The 17,683-nt window shown below is 73.8% G+C and carries 11 protein-coding genes; 4 read left to right on the top strand and 7 right to left on the bottom strand.

The window, feature by feature from the left end:
- Nucleotides 1–28: 28 nt before the first annotated feature.
- Entirely contained in the window at nt 29–2,782 is a 2,754-nt protein-coding gene (locus OHA72_RS35435; RefSeq protein WP_327000404.1) for an NACHT domain-containing protein, read from the bottom strand.
- Complete coding sequence (locus OHA72_RS35430; protein ID WP_327000403.1) at nt 2,779–3,162, bottom strand: hypothetical protein; 384 nt, start codon at nt 3,160–3,162, stop codon at nt 2,779–2,781. Before OHA72_RS35430 ends, OHA72_RS35435 begins: the two co-directional genes overlap by 4 nt.
- Nucleotides 3,163–3,334: 172 nt before the next feature.
- Between OHA72_RS35430 and OHA72_RS35425 the strand changes: the two genes are divergently transcribed.
- The gene (locus OHA72_RS35425) at nt 3,335–6,712 is read left to right on the top strand and encodes an nSTAND1 domain-containing NTPase (protein WP_327000402.1); all 3,378 of its coding nucleotides are present in this window, start codon (nt 3,335–3,337) and stop codon (nt 6,710–6,712) included.
- 2 nt (nt 6,713–6,714) lie between these two features.
- Nucleotides 6,715–8,316: an SCO2524 family protein gene (locus OHA72_RS35420; protein ID WP_327000401.1), complete on the top strand. Its 1,602-nt coding sequence runs from the start codon at nt 6,715–6,717 to the stop codon at nt 8,314–8,316.
- Between the two features lie 19 nt (nt 8,317–8,335).
- On the opposite strand, the gene OHA72_RS35415 is transcribed toward OHA72_RS35420, so the two are convergent.
- The 5 genes from OHA72_RS35415 to OHA72_RS35395 all read right to left on the bottom strand — a co-directional run bounded on the left by OHA72_RS35415 (nt 8,336) and on the right by OHA72_RS35395 (nt 15,767).
- On the bottom strand, nt 8,336–12,385 hold the full coding sequence (locus tag OHA72_RS35415; RefSeq protein ID WP_327000400.1) for a CHAT domain-containing protein: 4,050 nt from the start codon (nt 12,383–12,385) through the stop codon (nt 8,336–8,338).
- Nucleotides 12,386–12,393: 8 nt separating this feature from the next.
- On the bottom strand, nt 12,394–13,152 hold the full coding sequence (locus OHA72_RS35410) for a caspase family protein (RefSeq protein ID WP_327000399.1): 759 nt from the start codon (nt 13,150–13,152) through the stop codon (nt 12,394–12,396).
- A gap of 118 nt (nt 13,153–13,270) precedes the next feature.
- Nucleotides 13,271–13,924, bottom strand: coding sequence for a response regulator transcription factor (locus tag OHA72_RS35405; RefSeq protein ID WP_327000398.1), 654 nt, complete (start codon nt 13,922–13,924; stop codon nt 13,271–13,273).
- The gene (locus tag OHA72_RS35400) at nt 13,921–14,442 is read right to left on the bottom strand and encodes a sensor histidine kinase (RefSeq protein ID WP_327000397.1); all 522 of its coding nucleotides are present in this window, start codon (nt 14,440–14,442) and stop codon (nt 13,921–13,923) included. The genes OHA72_RS35405 and OHA72_RS35400 overlap by 4 nt, the downstream gene beginning before the upstream one ends.
- Nucleotides 14,443–14,792: 350 nt before the next feature.
- The gene (locus OHA72_RS35395) at nt 14,793–15,767 is read right to left on the bottom strand and encodes an Hsp70 family protein (RefSeq protein WP_327000396.1); all 975 of its coding nucleotides are present in this window, start codon (nt 15,765–15,767) and stop codon (nt 14,793–14,795) included.
- A gap of 393 nt (nt 15,768–16,160) precedes the next feature.
- Between OHA72_RS35395 and OHA72_RS35390 the strand changes: the two genes are divergently transcribed.
- A complete protein-coding gene (locus tag OHA72_RS35390; RefSeq protein WP_327000395.1) occupies nt 16,161–16,796 on the top strand; it encodes a hypothetical protein in 636 nt (211 codons plus the stop codon).
- Complete coding sequence (locus OHA72_RS35385) at nt 16,789–17,661, top strand: alpha/beta fold hydrolase (protein ID WP_327000394.1); 873 nt, start codon at nt 16,789–16,791, stop codon at nt 17,659–17,661. Before OHA72_RS35390 ends, OHA72_RS35385 begins: the two co-directional genes overlap by 8 nt.
- Nucleotides 17,662–17,683 lie beyond the last annotated feature (22 nt).

Raw genomic sequence — 17,683 nt, 5'->3', positions numbered from 1 at the left:
AAGCCATGGATCAGCATCGTAGCGCCGGCTACGGCCGCTGCGTGGCGCCGGGAAGGGCGGTCCGTGCCGCGGCGGCGCGGACGGCGGTCAGCGCCGCGGCGTAGGTGGGGTCGTGCGGTGCGAGCTCGGCGGCCTCGGCGAGGGCCCGCTCGGCGTCCGAGGGGCGGTCGAGCCGGTCGAGGAGGACACCCGCCAGTTCGGCGAGTTCGGCGGCGGTGTCTGCCGGCCGGCCGGCGCGGAGGCGGGTGATCCGCTCGTCGAGCCACACACGGAAGCGTTGCTCGGTGTTGGCCGGGTGGCGCAGCGCCAGGACCGCGCGGTGGGCCGGGTCGTCGCCGGCGTTGAGCAGGTCGTGGAGGATGAACTCGGGTCTGAGGCGACCGTCCCACCGTGCGGGTGCGCCGACGAGGACCCTTCTGAGGCTGCGGGCGAGGGGCAGGTGGCCCGGAGACTCGTCGGGGGAGACCGTCCGGGTCGGCTGGAAGGCCGCGCGGACCTGGTCGAGCCTGGCCGGGCAGTCGGCGTGGTGCCGCGTGACGTCGGCGAGCAGGGCAACAAACACGTGCCACGGCTGGATGACCGCGGAGCCGGTGGCCCGGGCCTCGCCCTCCGCCGCGGCGAGCGCCCGCACGACGTGGATGTCGCACCGCGACAGCACGCCCTGCGGCCTGATCCGGCGGCCGGCGGTGGCGGCCGACGCGCGCAGCGCCTCGTCCCTGGCGCCGCCGTCGCGCCGGCCGAGCACCAGCTGCTGGGCGGCGGCGCGGCCCTCGTTCAGGTAGACCATGTTGACGCCGTGGACCAGGCTCAGGTCGCGCTCGCCGGGCAGCGGCAGTTCGTTGTCCCACGCCCGTAGCGGATCGACCGGGCGGGCGTACCAGTCCTGCAGTTGCCGGTGGCGGAACTGGTAGACGTCGCCGGAGCGGCGGAAGATGCCGGCCGCGTAGCCGTCGACGAGGAACGTCTCGATCGCGGCGGGCCAGTTGCGGTGGGCCCGGACCGTGCCGAGGATCTGGTCGAGCTGCGAACTCGGAAACGTCCAGTTGGCGGAGATGCCCCGGGCGTGCGCCGACTGCTGCGGCTGCTCGGCGCCACGGGCCAGGAAGTGGCCGTGCCAGACCTCGAAGGTGTACCTGGTCGCGTTCTGCACGCCGCCCGCGATGCCCAGGCACACGGCGGGCACGAGCCCGGCGGTCACCGCGACCCGCAGTGCCGTCCCGGCCCCGGCGACGGGCCACGCCTCGAGGAAGACCAGCAGGCCGAAGAACGGCAACGTCAGCAGGGCGGACAGGACGAACCCGCCGGCGCCCACCGCGGCGGCGCGCAACCCGGTCCTGTGCGCGGGCCCCGGCCCACGCAACAGCCGACGGGTCGTGCGGCGCGCCCGGGGTACACCACGGATCAGGGCTGCGAACATCGCGCCTCCGGCGAGGGCCGCCACCAGTGGGGCGCCCCGCAACCCTGCCAGGCCTTCCAGCAGCGCCCGCGCGCCCGCGACGACCGGCGTGCCGGCGACGGCGTCGAGGAGCCAGCCGGCGAGCGTGAGCGCGCCGAGGCCCAGCAGCACCTTCACGTATGACGTCGCCGCGGCGAGGGCCCGGTGGTGCAGTGCGGTCGCCCAGGCCCGCTCGGCCGAGTAGTGCGCGATGATGTCCTGTCGCGGGCCGCCCCTGCTCACCTGCAGGTCGAGGTCCTCCGCGATGAACGTGCACCAGGCGTCGGCCTTCTCGCGGGTCTCGATCGCGTGCAGCCGGGCGCGCGCCGGTGCGAAGGTCTTCACCAGCAGTTCACCCACGCGGCGGGCGTACTCGGTGTCGCTCTCGTGCTCCGCGGGCACCAGCTCGTACGTGTCTCCCCGGTCGAGGAAGAAGGTGACGGCCAGGGTCAGCCGCCACGGGGTGCTCAACGCGTGGACGACGGCCGGCACCGGCGCCCGCAGCGCGGTCACGACCGGCTGCCACGCGTTCTCGGCCACCCGGTCCCCGCCGACGGCGCCCCCGATGTACGTGACGACCTCCTCCGTGGTGAGCGGCAGCACGGTGATCTCGCGGCCCGGTTCGATGCGCCTGCCGATGTCGGAGTACACGTTGTTGCGGCAGGTGAGCACGTAGCCCGTGTCGCTGCGGTCGGCCAGGAACGTGTTGACGGCCAGGACGGCCGCGGTGAGGTCCTCCTTCTCCACGGAGATCTCGTCGAGGCCGTCCAGCACCGGCAGGACGCCTCGTTCGTGGAGCAGGGCCTTCGCGTTGGCGGCCGGCAGCCCGTACCGGGAGCCGAGCTGGGCGGTGAGCCAGCCGCCGAGGTCGTGCGCGGGGTCCCAGCTCGCCAGGTCGAACCGCACCGGGACGGGGTCGTCGGGGCCGAGCTCACGCAGCAGCGCCAGGAGCAGTTCGACGGCCAGGACGCTCTTGCCCGCCCCCGCGGGGCCGAGAATGATCAGCTGCCGGTCGGCGACACCGGTGAAGAAGGCCGCGATGTCGGTGTGCACGGCGTCGGCGGGTGTGTCCGTCTCGCGGAACCGTGCGGTGTGCTCGACGGCGTATGTCGCCTTGGCACCGATCGGGCGGATGATGTCCAGGCCGAGCAGGTGGGCCCGGTTGCGCGACTCCTCGGCCCGCACGTCGTCGACCAGCCGCCGCCTCGCATCCGGGGCGGGCGTCTCGGCTCCCTGGTAGTGGTGGTGGATGTGCTGGTCACCGGCCACCTGGTTGATCTGGGCCTGGTCCGCGGCGGTGGCCTCCTGGGAGACGGTGCCGGCACGGCGGCCGCGGCGGCCGATCACGGCCGGGATGCCGGGCCGAGGTGCTGGTCCCCGCCGATCTGCGTGACGTTGCCGCCCTCCGACGCGGTGCCGTGCTGCTCCACGCGGCCGGGAGTCCTGGGCGCGGGGCCGCTCGCACCGGTGTGCTGGTGCCCACCGATCTGGGTCACGCTGCTGCCCCGGTCCGACGCCTGCGCCCGCTGCGAGACGTCCGGGCGGCCCGACCAGCCGAACAGCCCGTACCCCGCCAGGGCGAGCCCCACCACCGCCGCCAGCCCGCCGATCACGCTGGCCGCCTTGTCGGCCGCGTCCAATCCGACCACCGCGAAGTAGGCACCCAGCCCGGCCACCGCCACGACCGTCGTCACCGCTCCGGTCCAGACCCATCGACGCTGCGTCATGCCCTCATCATCGACCCACGCGGCAACATGCGCTGGCGGAGTTCGGTCAGTGTCGGCAGCCGTCCCGGTGACGCAGATCCATACGATCGCCTCGCCGGGCCACCCGGTCGCCGCCGGTCGCTGCCCGGCGCGGCGGCTGACCGGGTGGCCGCCGGCCGCTACCATCACGGGCATGGGCCGGTGGGGCGGCACGGGGTACGGGACCTTCCTGCTCGGCACCGGCATGGGACTGATCACCAATCTCATCACCGGCGACCCGTCGCGGTGGCCGTCCGCCCTGCAGCCCGTCGCGACCTACTCCCCCGCGATCGGCGCCGGCCTGCTGGTCGCCGTCGGCGCGAAGGCCGCGTGGGACGTCCGGCGCGGCGGCATCCACCGTCCGGTGTGGAGCAACGGCAACCCGTGGCCCGGCCTGACCGCGTACACGTCGCACTGGGCCGGTGTCTACTTCGGCCGGACCCGCGAGGCGGAGGAGCTGCTCGCCCGGGTCCGTGACGCCCGCAGCGGCGCCGGCCGGTTCGTGCCGGTCGTCGGCCCGTCCGGGTCCGGCAAGTCCTCGCTCGTCCTCGCCGGGCTGCTGCCGTCCCTCGGCGACGGGCACCGCGTCCTGCCGCCCTTCACGCCGGGCACCGACGCGCTCGGCGAGTTCGGCGCGGCCCTCGGGGCCGACCTGACCGGTGACGCCGCCGTCGCGCTCGCCGCCGCCCGCGCCGGTGCCCCGCCGCCGCGTCTGGACGCGACGCTCGCCGCGCTCACCGCCCGGCGGGACGGCGCCCGCCGGGTCGTGCTCGTCGTCGACCAGCTCGAGGAGACGGTGACGCAGGGCGTCGAGGAGGACCGGCACGCGTTCCTCGCCGTCGTCGAGGCGCTGCTGGCGCACGAGCCGCGGCTGCGCGTCGTGGCCACGGTCCGCTCCGACACCATCGGTGAGTTCCAGCAGGGGCCGGGCCGGGACCTGTTCCGCGACCCGCTGATGGTCAACGTCATGGGCCCGCGGGAGCTGCGGCTGGTCGTCGAGGAACCCGCCCGGCTCGCGGGGGTCACGTTCGACGACGGCCTGGTCGACGAGATCGTCCGCGACACCGGCGGCGGCGACGCCCTGCCGCTGCTGAGCTACCTGCTCAACGACCTGTACCGCACCGCGGCCGGCGACCGGCGCATCACCTGGCGGGAGTACCACGCCTCCGGCGGCGTCGCCGGCGCCATCGGCCGCCGCGCCGAGGCGGCCGTGCGCGACCTCGGCCCGGGCGCGCTGCCGCAGTGCCTGGACACGCTGCTGCTGTTCGTCACGCTCGGCCCCGGCGGCGCAACCCGCCAGCGGGTCCCCGCCGCGATGCTCGACGACCGGCAGCGCGCCGTCGTCGCCGCGTTCGTCGAGGCGCGGCTGCTCACCAGCGACGACGACGCCGGGGCCGTGTTCGACATCGCGCACGAGGCGCTGCTGCGGCAGTGGCAGCCGCTCGCGGAGCACATCGTCCTGCACGAGGAGAGCCTGCGCCGGCTGACCGAGCTGGCACCGATGGCCCGCGCGTGGACCCGCGCCGGCAGGCTGCCGGACTACCTGATCGGCGGGGCCCGCCTCGCCGATGCGCTCACCTGGGCCCGGTCCGGGCGGGCCGTCGCCGCCGAGGTCGTGGAGTTCCTCGACGCGTCGGAGCGCAACCAGGCCGGTGCCCTCGAACGCCGCGCCAACAGCGTCGCCCGGCAGGCCCTCGACACCCTCGACACCGACCCGGAGCTGGCGTTCGCGCTCGCCTGGGCCGCGCACCAGGAGCTCGCCGCGACCGAGCTGGCCGCCCGCGCCGTCGCCTCGACACTGGCCAGCGGTCTGCTGCGATCCATCCGGTACGAGCGGGGCGCGGTCCACGTCGCGTTCTCGCCCGACGGCCGGCTCGCCACCGCGGCGGACGTGGTCGACGTCTGGGGTGCCGACGGCACCGCGGTCTTCCGGGTCGACGGGAACGGGCCGGTCGCGTTCGCGCCCGACGGCCGCCTCGCGACGGTCGTCCACGGCGTCGTGCACGTCTGGGACGCCACCGGGCAGCCGGCGGGAACGGCGGACACCGGCGACGGGCGGGTGACCGCGATCTGCTGGGCCGACGGCGGGCTGCTCGCGACCGCCGACGAGCGCGGCGCGGTCCGGCGGTTCGACGCGGCACTGCACGACGTCGGCGTCCTGTCCGACGGTCAGGTCCCGGTGTACGCACTCACCGGGACGCCCGGCGGAGGAATCGCGGCCGGGCGGGGCGACGGCAGCATCCTCGTGTGGGACGCCGCCGGCCGGATGACCGGCAGGTTCGCCGGCGGCGACGACAACAACCGCGTGCTGGCGATCGCGGCGGGCCCTGGTGGCCGACTCGCCTCCGGCACCCGCAGCGGCGCCGTCAGGGTCTGGGACCTGACGTCGGCGACCCTGGTACGGCGCATGCGGACCAGCACCGTCAACACGCTTGCCTTCGGCCCGGACGGCACGGTGTACTGCGGCACGCAGTCCGGCACCATCGCCTGGGACCGTCACGGCAACCTGGTGAGCCGATTCTCCGTGCAGGACGGGGCGGTGACCTCGGTCGGCTGCTCCGCCGACGGCCGGCTTGCGGTCGGCACCGCCCGCTCGACCGCCAGCATCTGGGACGTCGCCGACGGCACCGAGCACGTCCTGACGGACCGGCCCGCCCAGGATCTCGGCTGGACACCGGACGGGCGGCTCGTCATCGTCGGTCCGGAAGGGTTCCACGTGTGGGCGGGGCCGGCCCGCCCGATCGCGGCGGCGCCGGGCAACCCCGCAGCGGTGCGGGCCTGTGCCGCCTCCTGGACCGGGCCGGCTGCGGCCGTCACGGAGTCCGGCAGCCTGCTGCTGTACGACACCGTCGACGCGCCGCCACGGGCGATCGCCGACGCCGGCCGTGTGACGAGGATGGCGTTCGCCCCGGACGGCCGGTGGCTCGCGACCGGTGCCACCGACGGCACCGTCCGTCTGTGGGACACGACCGGCAACTGCCGGTGGAGCGTCGACGCAGATGCCGGGCGCCTGTCCGGCCTGGCCTGCGCCGGCGAGCACCGGGTGTTCGCCGCCGATGGAGAGCTGGTCGCCATCACGCCCGGCGGATCGACCACCGTGCCGGGCGACCGCCCGATCCACACCGTGGCGGGCGGTGCGGACGGGCGTCTGGCCGTCGCGGACGCGGACGGCACCATCACCGTGTGGGACCGCCCCGACGGTGTCCGCCGCCCGATCGGCAGGCACAGCGCGACGGTCACGGCCCTCGCGTACGCCCCCGACGGGCGCCTCATCTCCGGCGCGGACGACGGCGAAGTGCGGCTGTGGGACGCCGGTGGCCAACCGGTCGAACGCATCCGCGGCGGCGGGCCCGTCACGGCCGTCGCGGTCGGCGACGCGGGTCTCGCCTACGCCGACAGCCACGGCACGGTCCGGATCCGGCCCTGCCTCGCTACGGCGGAACTCGCCCGGATCGCCGGCAGGCACCACCGCCGGGTCCTGACCGCCCAGGAACGCGAACGTGCGGGCCTGCCACCCGCCGGGGGCGGCTGACGATGCTGCTGAACCCTCGCGCCGAGCTGCTCGGCGTCTGGCGGGCCGTGTCCCGGTACGCCTTCCGCGACGGCGGGTTCCTGTGGGGTGACCCGGCCGCCGGTGACGCGCTCAACGACGCCCAGCAACTCCTGTGCATCCTCGGACCGGCGACGAACCTGCCGCCGCTGCGCCTCGACGTGCCCGACGCCACCGCCGACGACGCGGTCGCGGCGCTCGGTGCGCTCGGTGACCGGGCCGAGATCCCCGCGCGGCTCGTCGTGGCGATGCGCGAATACCTCACCCGGTACACCGACGGCACCGGCGCCCCGGTCTTCCCCGGCGGCCCGGCCCTGTCGCCGCCGGCGCCCGCGCTCGACGTGGTCGCCGCGGCCGGCACGGACCTGCGGCTGTGCCTCGCGATCATCGGCTTCTGCAAGGTGTACCGGCAGCGCACCGACGACGTCGAACGGCTCGCGTCGATCCGGCTGACCGCGGCGATGGCCGCCCTGCTCCGCGCCTTCGCCATCCGCGCCTCCACCGACGAGGCGCACCTGCGGCACCTCGTGCGCCCCGGGCCGCGGGACGAGCGGGCCGTCCACGACGAGTACCGGGCCGGGCTCGTCGAGGTCCGCGCCGCGCTGCGCGACATCCGCATCGGCACCGTGCCCGACCATGACGCCGCGGACCGGGCCGCCTGGTTCGAGTGCGGCTGGGCGTGGACGGCCGTCGCCGACGCGCTCCCCATCGACCTCTTCGCGGAGTTCGGCGACGACGTCGTCATCCCGCAGCGCCCGGGCCCGGCGGTGGCGCCGCAGCTGTACAGCAGCCTGCTCGCCCTCGAAGCCGTCGCGGAGCTGTTCTCCGAACGCACCCGTGTCCTCGGCCTGCTCACCGAGGAGCAGCAGCGCCTGTCCCGGGCCCTGCAGCTCCGCTACGACGTGACCGTCGCGTACTTCACGTCGACCGCCACCTTCGGCGAGCACCGCTGGCCGCTGGAACGCATCCCGTGGCGCACCGCCGACGGCGACGAGTCCACGCACAACAGCGCCGTGGTCGCCGCCATCACCGGCATCGGGCTCGCCCGGGCCCGCAACCCGCAGGTGCCGTACGCCTACCTGCTGCGCGTCCTCACGGTCCTCGCCGCCCGGCACGGCATCGCCCGCCCACCCCTCGCCGCCGCGACACCCTCCGTCCTGCCCGAACACCACTGCCCATGCCCGCCCGGCGCCACGATGCCGGCCGCCGGTGCCGTCCCGATCCTGTTCCGCACCGCGGTCCGCACGGCCACCGCCATCGACGACGCCGCGCTGCGGACCGGTTTCGAGGACCTCGCCGACCTGCTCTGGCAACACCTGCCGCTGTTCCCCGCCGAGCACGACCCGAACTGGCACGACACGGCCCACACCGTCGACGGCCTGACCCTGGCGATGCAACTGACCGCCGACGGCCGCCGCCCACCACCACCGATGGCGTTCGTCCACGACCTGCTGACCGCCGCGGAGACCCTCGCCGCCGAGGACGACCCCCGCCTGCAACGCGCCCGCACGCTCGTCGACGCCGAACCCGCCCGCGCCGCCGCCCTGCTGTACCGCCTCATCGCCGACCTCGACACACCCGCCTGAACACCCGGCCGGTGAGCGTCTACCGCGTGAGCGTCACGGAGATGGTGGCGAGCCAGGGACGCGGTGCGGCGGCTTGAACGACGACGCCGTCCGGGCCGCTCCGGACGGTGAGCTCCGGCTCTGGGCCGGCGACCGCGGCACACCTGACCTGCTGCACGGCGAGACCAGGGGCGACGTTGATCGTGAGTCCGTAGGCGAAGAGCCGGCTGCCCCACAGCGCCCGGTACACCAGGTCGCCGCGCCAGTCGCGCGTCACGGCCCGGATGCCTGTCTCCGACACGATCGCCGAGTCGCCGGCGCCGAGCCGGAAGACCGCGCCGCCGGACACCAGGTGCATGTTGGCGGTTCCCGAGGGGTGGCCGACGCCGTGCAGCGGCAGCGTGGAGTAGACAGCGCCGGGTTCATCCTGCCGGGTCGGTGAACGGACCGTGATGATCGCAACCGTTGCCCGCAGGTCGGTGTCGATCTTGACCACGGCGCCCCTGCGGAGCAGGCCGAGGGCGGCGAGGCGGCGGACGGCGGCGATGTTGCGCGGGTGGAACGCGTGGGACAGCATCTCCCATGCCTCATCGGTTTCCCCGTCCGGCCATCCCTGTTGCGCCGAGTAGGCGAGCAGGGCGAGGCCCCGCCGGCCGCGGTCAGCGAACTGGGACCAGAGCCTTCGGGTGTTGTCCAGGGTGACCGCGAGCCAGTCCCGGTACTGCGCGGTGACCGCCGGATCCGTCCTGGTCACGTGCCCGAGCCGCGCAGAGCATTCCAGGAACAACCGCAGCAGGCGTTTCGGCCCCCGGCCTCCGTGGGCCTCCAGGGCGGCGTTCCCAGCCAGGAAGTAGGACAGCGCCGCCGCTTCGGCAAGGCCGGCCCGCTCCAACGCCCGCGCTGCGGACCGGCCGCGTGCGGCGCCCCGGGCCAGGTCATCGTGCTGGTAGTACCACTCGGCCAGTTCGCCGAGGTGTCTCGCCGGTTCTGGCTGGCGGTGCTGCAGCAGCGGGACGAGCCGGTCGGAAGCCGCCGCGGCACCTGCATGGTCGCCGAGTCCCGCGTGGTACGTCGACAGCGCACCGAGGACGGAGGCCAGCAGGGCGACGCGGCGGCTCGGTGGGCTGATCCGGTCGGACAGCGCCAGAACCTGGTCCACGAACGCGGCGTTGAGGGGTTGCGTCCGTGTCGCGGCCTGACGCAGGAGGTTCGCGGCGGTGACGAGGGCGTTGTCCAGGTCGCCTGAGGCGAGTTGGAGCTCGAATGCCGCCCGGTGTCCCGTGTTCCCGCCCCCCTGGTCGCCGCGCCGGCTGCGGGTGTCCGCCAGGTTCGACGCCGCGTTGGCGGCCACCGGTGAGCCGGGGGTTGCCAGGTCGCACGCCGCTTCGAAGAAGACGACGGCCGCGTCGTACTCCTGCAGCCGAAGCCGGACGATGCCGAACCGGTTGGCGAGTTCGGCCTTGTCCCCGACCGCGCCGGCGAGCAGGTCGACGGTCAGTTCGTCCGGCCCGTCGCCGTCGCGGCGCAGGACGCGGAGCCGGTCGGGGTTCCCGGCCCGGATGCGCCGGATGAGCTTCGCGTCGGTGATCGAGCCGTCGGGTTCCAGGTCGTCGGGGATCGTGACCAGCTTGGCGGCCAGCTCGTACCGTTCGAGTGCGGCCTCCCGCAGCTCGGGTACCCGTAGGCAAACCATCTGGTCGATCAGGGGCAGCAGGTCGATGAAGGCGAATTTCGCCCCGAGATCGTAGAAGCCGCGCTCGCCGAGGGCACCGAGCGGCAGCGGCTGGGCCGCCCGGTCGGCATCGGTGAAGGAGTAGCCGTTGTGGGCCTCGTGCCGCTCGTCCCAGGTGACCAACGCCCACAGGACCCGGTCGGCCACGTCGCACATCTGCGCGACGACGGCGCGCTGCTGCGCCGGCAACAGGACCTGGAGCAGGGCCCGACCCACCGAGAGATTGGCCAGGTCGAGCAGGCACCCGGCGTCCAGAACGGTGAACTGTGCCCACGGCCTGGGCAGGTGCCGTGGCATCTGACCGGGCCGGACCAGGGCGGCGAACCGCTGCCGCAGGCTCGTGGTCACGACATGCTGCAGTGTCAACGCCGGCGCGACCTGTTCCTCGGCGAGGAGCTCCCGCACGCACGTGAAGCACGCGTCGAACGCCGCCGTGAGCAGCTGGACGGTCTCGTCGTCGCCGATCGGCGCGGTGCTCGACAGCCTGACGCCGGGCAGACCGACGTACACATAGGACGCGGCAGTCTCGGGGCCACCTTCCCCGGCATCCCGCAGGGCCTCGCGGAGCATGGTGGGCACGTCGGTCTCAGCGGGGCCGTACTGCAGCGCACCGAACCGGGCCCCGATGGCGGCGGCCCGGTCGTTGTCCACCGGCCAGAGCGTGCCGATCACCGCCCTTGCCCCGGCGGTGAGGAACGCCTCGCCCGTGGTCGCCCAGCTCGAGCAGGAGTTGTTGAAGATCAGCGGCCGTCCGCGAAGCCTCCAGCTGCTGATCATCGCGCTGGTGATCTCGGCGTTGTCGTGGTCGTCGAAGTGGTCGTCCTGGCCGTGCGCGACGACCAGGACCAGGTCGGTGTCGATCCGCTGGAGGACCTCCCGCAACACCTCCAGCCGCGCTCGTGGCCCGGACAGTACGAGTGGGTGCCCCAGGCCTTCGGCGAGCCGTCGTGCGGCGGTGTCGCCCTCGGTCCCGGCGAATGCCTGCAGCGCGTCGAAGACCACGCCGATGGGAACGTCGGGCGCCGGATCGAGCAGTCCGCGCAGGAACCGGGGAATCAGCAGCGAACCGGTCATGCCGGGGAGGTGCGCGACGGTGTAGTGGTCCATCCAGCGGCCCGCGCCGGGGTCGCCGTCGGACACCGGCGTCAGGTGCAGGGGCAGATCGCGCGTGAAGACCGTGAGCGTGGCGGCGTCGGGCCGGCGAAGCGAAACGGGCACCGCCCGCGCGGCCTGACGTGCGAGATCCGCGGCGTCCACCGGTGCCGCGGCCGGCGCTGCCGGATCCGCGCCGATCGGTGGGAGGAACGCCAACGGACGGGCCCGGGAGTCGGCGTAGCCGACCGCATGGCAGACCAGCAGGTGCGCCGGGGTGCTTTCGCAGAGCACCAACTCGCCGCCGCCGTCGCCGTCCGGGCCCGGCAGTGGTACTCCGATCAGGTCTGCCAGCTCCCACTCGTCCAGGAGTGTCCCGTCCATGTCCTCGAGCCGGAGCCGCGTGCCGGCCGTGGAGGTCAGGACCAGCCTGGCACCGCCGCGGATCGCCAGATGCAGCGCGGGTCCGTACGCCTCGGGCAGGTCCGGAGCGGTGAGCCTCACCATGGGCCGGGGCGCTCCGGGCCATTCGCCGGTGGCGGCGTCCGCTTGGACGAACCTGGGCTCATCCGGCGGGACGGGCACCCCGACGCCGATCACGGCGGAGCAGTCGAGGTCGTCGAGGAGCCGGGGCAACGTGGCCGGGTCCGACCATTCCCGCGCGGTGACCACGAAGGACGGGACGAAGCCACGGCCGCAGGCGGCGCGGGCGAGGATCGCCCCGCGCTCGTGCCCCTCCAGCGCCACGATGATCCGGTCGTGCAGCGGCGTCGTCGTGACCCTGCTGTCCACGACGAACTGGACGTCGCCGTTGTCGGTCGCGGTCTCCACAGTGAAGATGCCGTCGCGGTACTCCCAGCGGAGGCTGGTGTGCACGGTCAGCGTGATCCCGTTTCCCAGCTGGAACGTGTCCCCCTGCCGGCTGGTGCTCTCCCACCTGACGCGGTACCGCGTCAGCGTCGGCAACGAGACCGTCAGGCGCACAGCGCTGTGCCCTTGTCCCTGCGAAGCCAGGGCCTTGTACTTCAGCCCCCGCCCGTAGCCCAGCGGCATCTCCATCGGCCATGGGTCCCTGGCGTGGACGGCGAACTCCTTGCCGGCCAGGCGTGCCTGCTCGACGCGCGGTTCGGTGCCGAGATCCTCCAGCGGTTCCTCCGCGAAGACCACCGCCCGGCCACGGTGGGCCCTGTCCTGAATTTCCGCGAGCCCGTGGCGCCCCTGGACGAAGTAGATGCCGTTGTACTCACCGAAGTACGCCACGCTCATGCCGGGTCCTACCAGAGGTACGGAAGCTGGGCGAAGGTCGAACGGCCGTTGATGACCGGGGTCTGCCGCCCGGAGGTGTGGTCACGCACAGACCTGGCGAGTTGCTCGTAGAGCGTGTGGACGCCGACGGTGGCCGAACCTTCCGCGGCCGACGGCCCCCGCAACAGGTAGTGGGTGAAGATCCCGTGCCCGAGCGTGCGGTCTTCCCGTGCCACCTGCGTGTCGGTGCACGCCGACAGCATGAGCCGCCCTTCGCCGAGGTCGAGCGCCTTCAGCGAGATCGGCTCGGCCGCCCGCGTGCCCGCGCGGCTGCGCCGCAGCGCCGGGCCCTCGAAGGTCCGCCCCCCGGCCCGGCCGCTGAAGCAGGCATCCGCGATCAGCAGCACGAGGCGCGGCAGTTTGAGCCGCTCGAACCATCGGGCCAGGTCGCGTTCCATGTCGATGCCCGTGGCGTAGATGTTGTCGTAATCGGTGTCATGCATGATCAGGTACCGCGAAACGTCGTCCGGTCCCCCGCCGGTTTCGGGCGTGCCGTGCCCGGCGAAGTACACCAGGACGACGTCGCCCTCCTCGACGGTGCGTGGCAGCGTCTCGCCGATCGCGACCTTCACATTCTTGGCGGTGGCCTCCTCGTTGAGGAACATCGTGACCCGGCGCTCATCCGGATGAATCCTCTCGATCAGCCCCGCCACCGCCTCCGCGTCCGCCCGCGCGCACGACAACTCCTTGATCCTCGGGTCGTCGTACCGGTCGACTCCGACAACCACCGCGTGCAGCGTCATACAGCTCCTTGGATGGCGACGGTCGCGATCGCCTGCGGATGGTATCGCGCCCTCACCGCCGGGTGACCTGACGACGCCCGGGCACCGGCACCCGGCCCGGCGGCTACGTGCCGAGGCCGGCGTCGCGGGCCCTGACGATGGCGGTGGCGCGGTCGGTCACCTGCAGCTTGGCGAAGATGCTCGACACGTTGTTGCGGATGGTCTTCTCGCTGAGGGCGAGCCGTTCGGCGATCGCGGTGTTGGACTGGCCGGCGGCGATGAGGTTGAGGATGTCGTGTTCGCGGGTGGACAGGCCGGGGAAGGCGCGGACCGGGTCACGGGAGCCGTTGCGGAAGAACGCGGCCATGTGCGCGGCGAGCGCGGCACCGAAGATGAGCTCGCCGGCGGCGACCGCGGTGATGGCGCGGGTGATCTGGTCCGGGTCGGCGCCCTTGAGGATGTAGCCGCGGGCGCCGGCGCGCATGGCGGCGAAGACGGAGGTGTCGTCCTCCAGCATGGTGAGCATGAGGACGCCGGTCCCGGGCCGGTCCGCCAGGATCCGGCGGGTGGCGTCGATGCCGCTGACGCCCGGCATCCGGATGTCCATCAGCACCACGTCGGGGCGCTGCTGCCGGCACACGGCGACGGCCTGTTCCCCGTCTGCGGCCTCCCCGGCGTACTCCAGCAGCGGGCTCTCCTCGACCAGGGTGCGCAGCCCCGTCCGGAACACCGGGTGGTCGTCGGCGACCAGGACCCGGATGGGGGTGTCGGTGCTCATCCGGCCTCCAGCGGGATCGTCGCGCGGACCGTCGTGCCGCGGGGCGTGGCGGGCGTGACCGTGCAGTGGCCGCCCAGTTCGGTGGCGCGTTCCCGCATCGAGGTGATGCAGACGCCGGCGCTGAACGCCTCGGGCATGCCGTCGCCGTCGTCGGTGACCTCCAGGCACAGCGCGCCGTCGACGCTGATCACGACGCTCGCGGCGCGGGCGTGGGCGTGGCGGGCGACGTTGGTCATCGCCTCCAGCACGATGCGGTAGGCGGCGACCTCGACGGCGGCGGGCAGCGACAGGGGTTCGGCGGGGCCGTGGACGATGATCGGGCCGAGCGCCTGGGCGCGTTCGCGCAGGGCGGCGATCAGGCCGAGTTCGTCCAGGGTGGGCGGGCGCAGGTCGTTGACGAGCCGGCGTACCTCGGCGATGGCGTCCTGCGTCTGGACGGTCAGCTCGTCCAGTTGCGCGACGGCGGCGGCCGCGTCGCTGGTCACCTGCCGGCGGGCGCGTTGCAGCCCAAGGACCACACCGGCCAGCCCCGGCCCCGAAACCGACGTACAGCGCAGCCGGAATCGCCAGCAGGATCAGCAGGTCCAGGACCAGCCCGAGCCGCATCGCGCCGAGGTGCTGCGCGGCGGCCTCGACCTGCGCCGCGGCCGTGTCGGCCTGCCGCATCGGCGACACCAGGAACTGCGCCAACTGCCCGACCGAACTCAACATCAGGCAGGCCACACCCGCCGCCACGCGCCATTTCGATGACACCATCGTCCGCTCCTCCGGTTGCAGGCCGTCCGCCGTCAGCGGCGGTACGCCAGGAGCATCCCGAGCGGGCACGTCCCGAAAACAGAGACCGGCGTCCCGAGGCACGGGGATCGGACTACTTCGCGACCCATCGCTGCGCGCCTTCTGCGACCACGGTCTCCGGCTGCTCCAGCACGACCGGCTGGATCCCGAGCTCCTGGAACAGCAGCGTTGCCACGAGCGGGATGCGGGTCGAGCCGCCGACGAGGAACAGGCCTGCGACGTCGGCGGCCGGCACCCGCGCGGCACGCAGCACCGCTGCGGTTGCCCGGACGGTCCGCGCGACCAGGGGGCGCGCCGCCACCTCGAACTCCTGCCTCGTGAGGTGCGCGTCGAGGTCCAGACTGGGCACCGACAGTCCCGTCGCGGGCAGTCGTGACAGCGTCTCCTTCGCGGCCCGCGCGTCGTCCCACAGCAGCCGCGCGAACCGTCGCTCCGCCGGGGTCTGCGGGTGCAACAGCCGCTCCCAGCCCTCGGGGACCGTGCTGGCGGCCGCCTTGGCCTGGGCGCCGACCATGGTGACGACGAGCGCGTCGAAGTCGAGGCCGCCGAGTTCGTCGAGGCCGTCGGCGGCGAGGATGTCGAGACCTTCGTCGCCGCGGCGCACGACGGTCGCGTCGAAGGTGCCGGCGCCGAGGTCGTAGATGACGACGCTCCGGCCGGGGGCGAGGTCGTGCCCGAGCACCTCCATGAAGTACGTCGCGGCCGCCACCGGCTCCGGCACCAGCACCGGGTCGGCGAGCCCGGCCCGCGCGGCCGCGTCGAGGAGGATGTCCTTGCGGATCGTGCCCCACGCGGCGGGGTGCGTGAGCACGGTGCCGGCGGCGAGCGGCGCCCCGGTGACCCGCACCGCCTCGTCGACGACGCTGCGCAGGGTTGCCGCGACGAGTTCGGCGATGTCGTGCTCGCGCTCCCCGAGCAGGACGCTGACCTCGTTGATCCGCCGCTTCGGATGCTGCTCGTGGGCGCTGGGCTCGACCCGGGCGGCATTGAGCGCGTCGCGGCCGGTGACGAGCCGAACAGCAGCGGCCGGACCCGCCCGTCGGCCCACCGCAGCAACGCGACGGTGTTCGACGTCCCGTAGTCCACCGCGAGCCGTGGCCCTCCGCCGGACTCGACCTGCGTGACCTGCACGGGCGGTGCGGCCTGCGCAGGCACGGCGGGCGGCTGGGCCGGTGGATCGACCGCAGCCGGCTCGCTCAACACTGCGGCCTGCGCGGGTGATGCGGCCTGAACAGGCGCGGCCGGGGCAGGCGCGGCCGGGGCAGGCGCGGCCGGGGCAGGCGCGGCCGGGGCAGGAGGCGGTTGCGTGGCTGGAAACGGCGAGCCGGCCGCGGGAGAAGACGGCGCCGTCGTGAGGGCGGGCTCCAGCCTGCGGCGGCGCACCAGCAGCAGCACCGCAAGCACGGCGACCAGAGCTCCGCCACCGACGAACCACGGCAGCATGGACGAGCCCTTGCCGGCACCGCCGCCGTCGGTGGCACTCGACGACGCGCTGCCCGCGGGCGCCGTTGCCGCGGCCTGCGTCGCCGCTGCGACCACGGCGAGCGACCCGGCCCGGTGTTCTCCGGTTCCTTCCTCGATCCAGCGCACGACCCAACCATCGACGTGGGTCTCCAGCACCTTGACGAGGATCGTGGTGGGGCCGCCCGGCGACTCGGACAACCAGAAGTCGACGTCGATGCGTCCGCTACGCGCCGGCCCGGACAGCGTGTACATGGTGCCGCTCGTCTGCGCTGACGTCCAGTCCGCCGGACCGCTCACCCGCAGCACCGCCACGGGTGCCGAGATCGCCAGCTCCAGCTTGTTCACCGGGTTGGCCACCTCGATGCCATCGATGGTGACGGTGAACCGGGGAGCGACCGTACCTACCGGGAAGGCCGTAGGCTGGATCGACACGTCCGCCCGGGCCGACCCCGGCGAGCCCAGAAGCACCACGACCGCGGCAATGCCCGCGAGCACCAAGCGACGCATGGCAAGCACTGTAGGGCGCACGGTGATCATGCGTCACCAAACGGGCGGGGCTTCGCCCGGTACGAACGGTCATGCCTGGTCTGTTCGGAGGGGCACGGATGCCTGAACCCAGCCGCCCGACGGCAATCGCCCACCTGCCGACCGGCCAGATGGAGTACCGGCTCGACCGGCGCGGCGACACGGTCGTGCTGATCTGCCACGGCGGGCACGTCCGGGCCGGGCTGGCGGTGGGCGAGGAGAGCTTCGCCGCCGCCGATGCCACGATCCTCGTGCCGTCACGTCCCGGGTACGGCCGGACGCCGCTGACGACCGGCACGTCGGTCGAGCGGTACACCGGCGTGGTCCGCGAGTTGTGCGCCCACCTGGGCATCGACCGGGTCGCCGCGGTCGTCGGCATCTCCGGCGGCGGCCCCACCGCCGCCACCCTCGCGGCCCGGCACCCGGATCTGGTCGAGCGCCTGATCCTGGTCAGCGCCGTGGGATGGCTGCCCTATCCGGGTCGGTGGACCCGCCTGGGCTCGCACCTCGCGTTCAGCGCCGCGACCGAGCGCCTCACCTGGGCCGCGATCCACGCGCTCGCGCGCAGGGCACCCGGCAGGTGTCTGCGGACGATGCTGCGGAGCCTGTCCACCAGGCCGGTCGACGACGTCGTCGCCGCGCTGCGACCCCATGACCGTGACAAGTTGCTGGCGCTGTTCACGCAGATGCGCTCCGGCCGCGGCTTCCTCAACGACCTTCGTCCGACGCCCGACGTCACCGCCCGCATCGACCAGCCCACCCTCGTGGTCGCCACCCGCACCGACGGCGGCGTCCCGTTCGCCCACGCCCAGTCGCTCGCCGCCGCCATCCGCCGCGCCGAACTCGTCGAAAGCCGAGCCGACAGCCATTTCGTCTGGCTCGGCGCCGACTGGCCGGCGATCGCCGCACGGATCCGGGCGTTCCTGGACCTCGGCCCGCCCGCCATCACCTGACTGGACTCCGGCTCATGCGCCC

The sequence above is a fragment of the Dactylosporangium sp. NBC_01737 genome, assembly GCF_035963215.1.
Classification (GTDB): Bacteria; Actinomycetota; Actinomycetes; order Mycobacteriales; family Micromonosporaceae; genus Dactylosporangium.
This window is presented reverse-complemented; position numbering and strand designations above follow the sequence as displayed.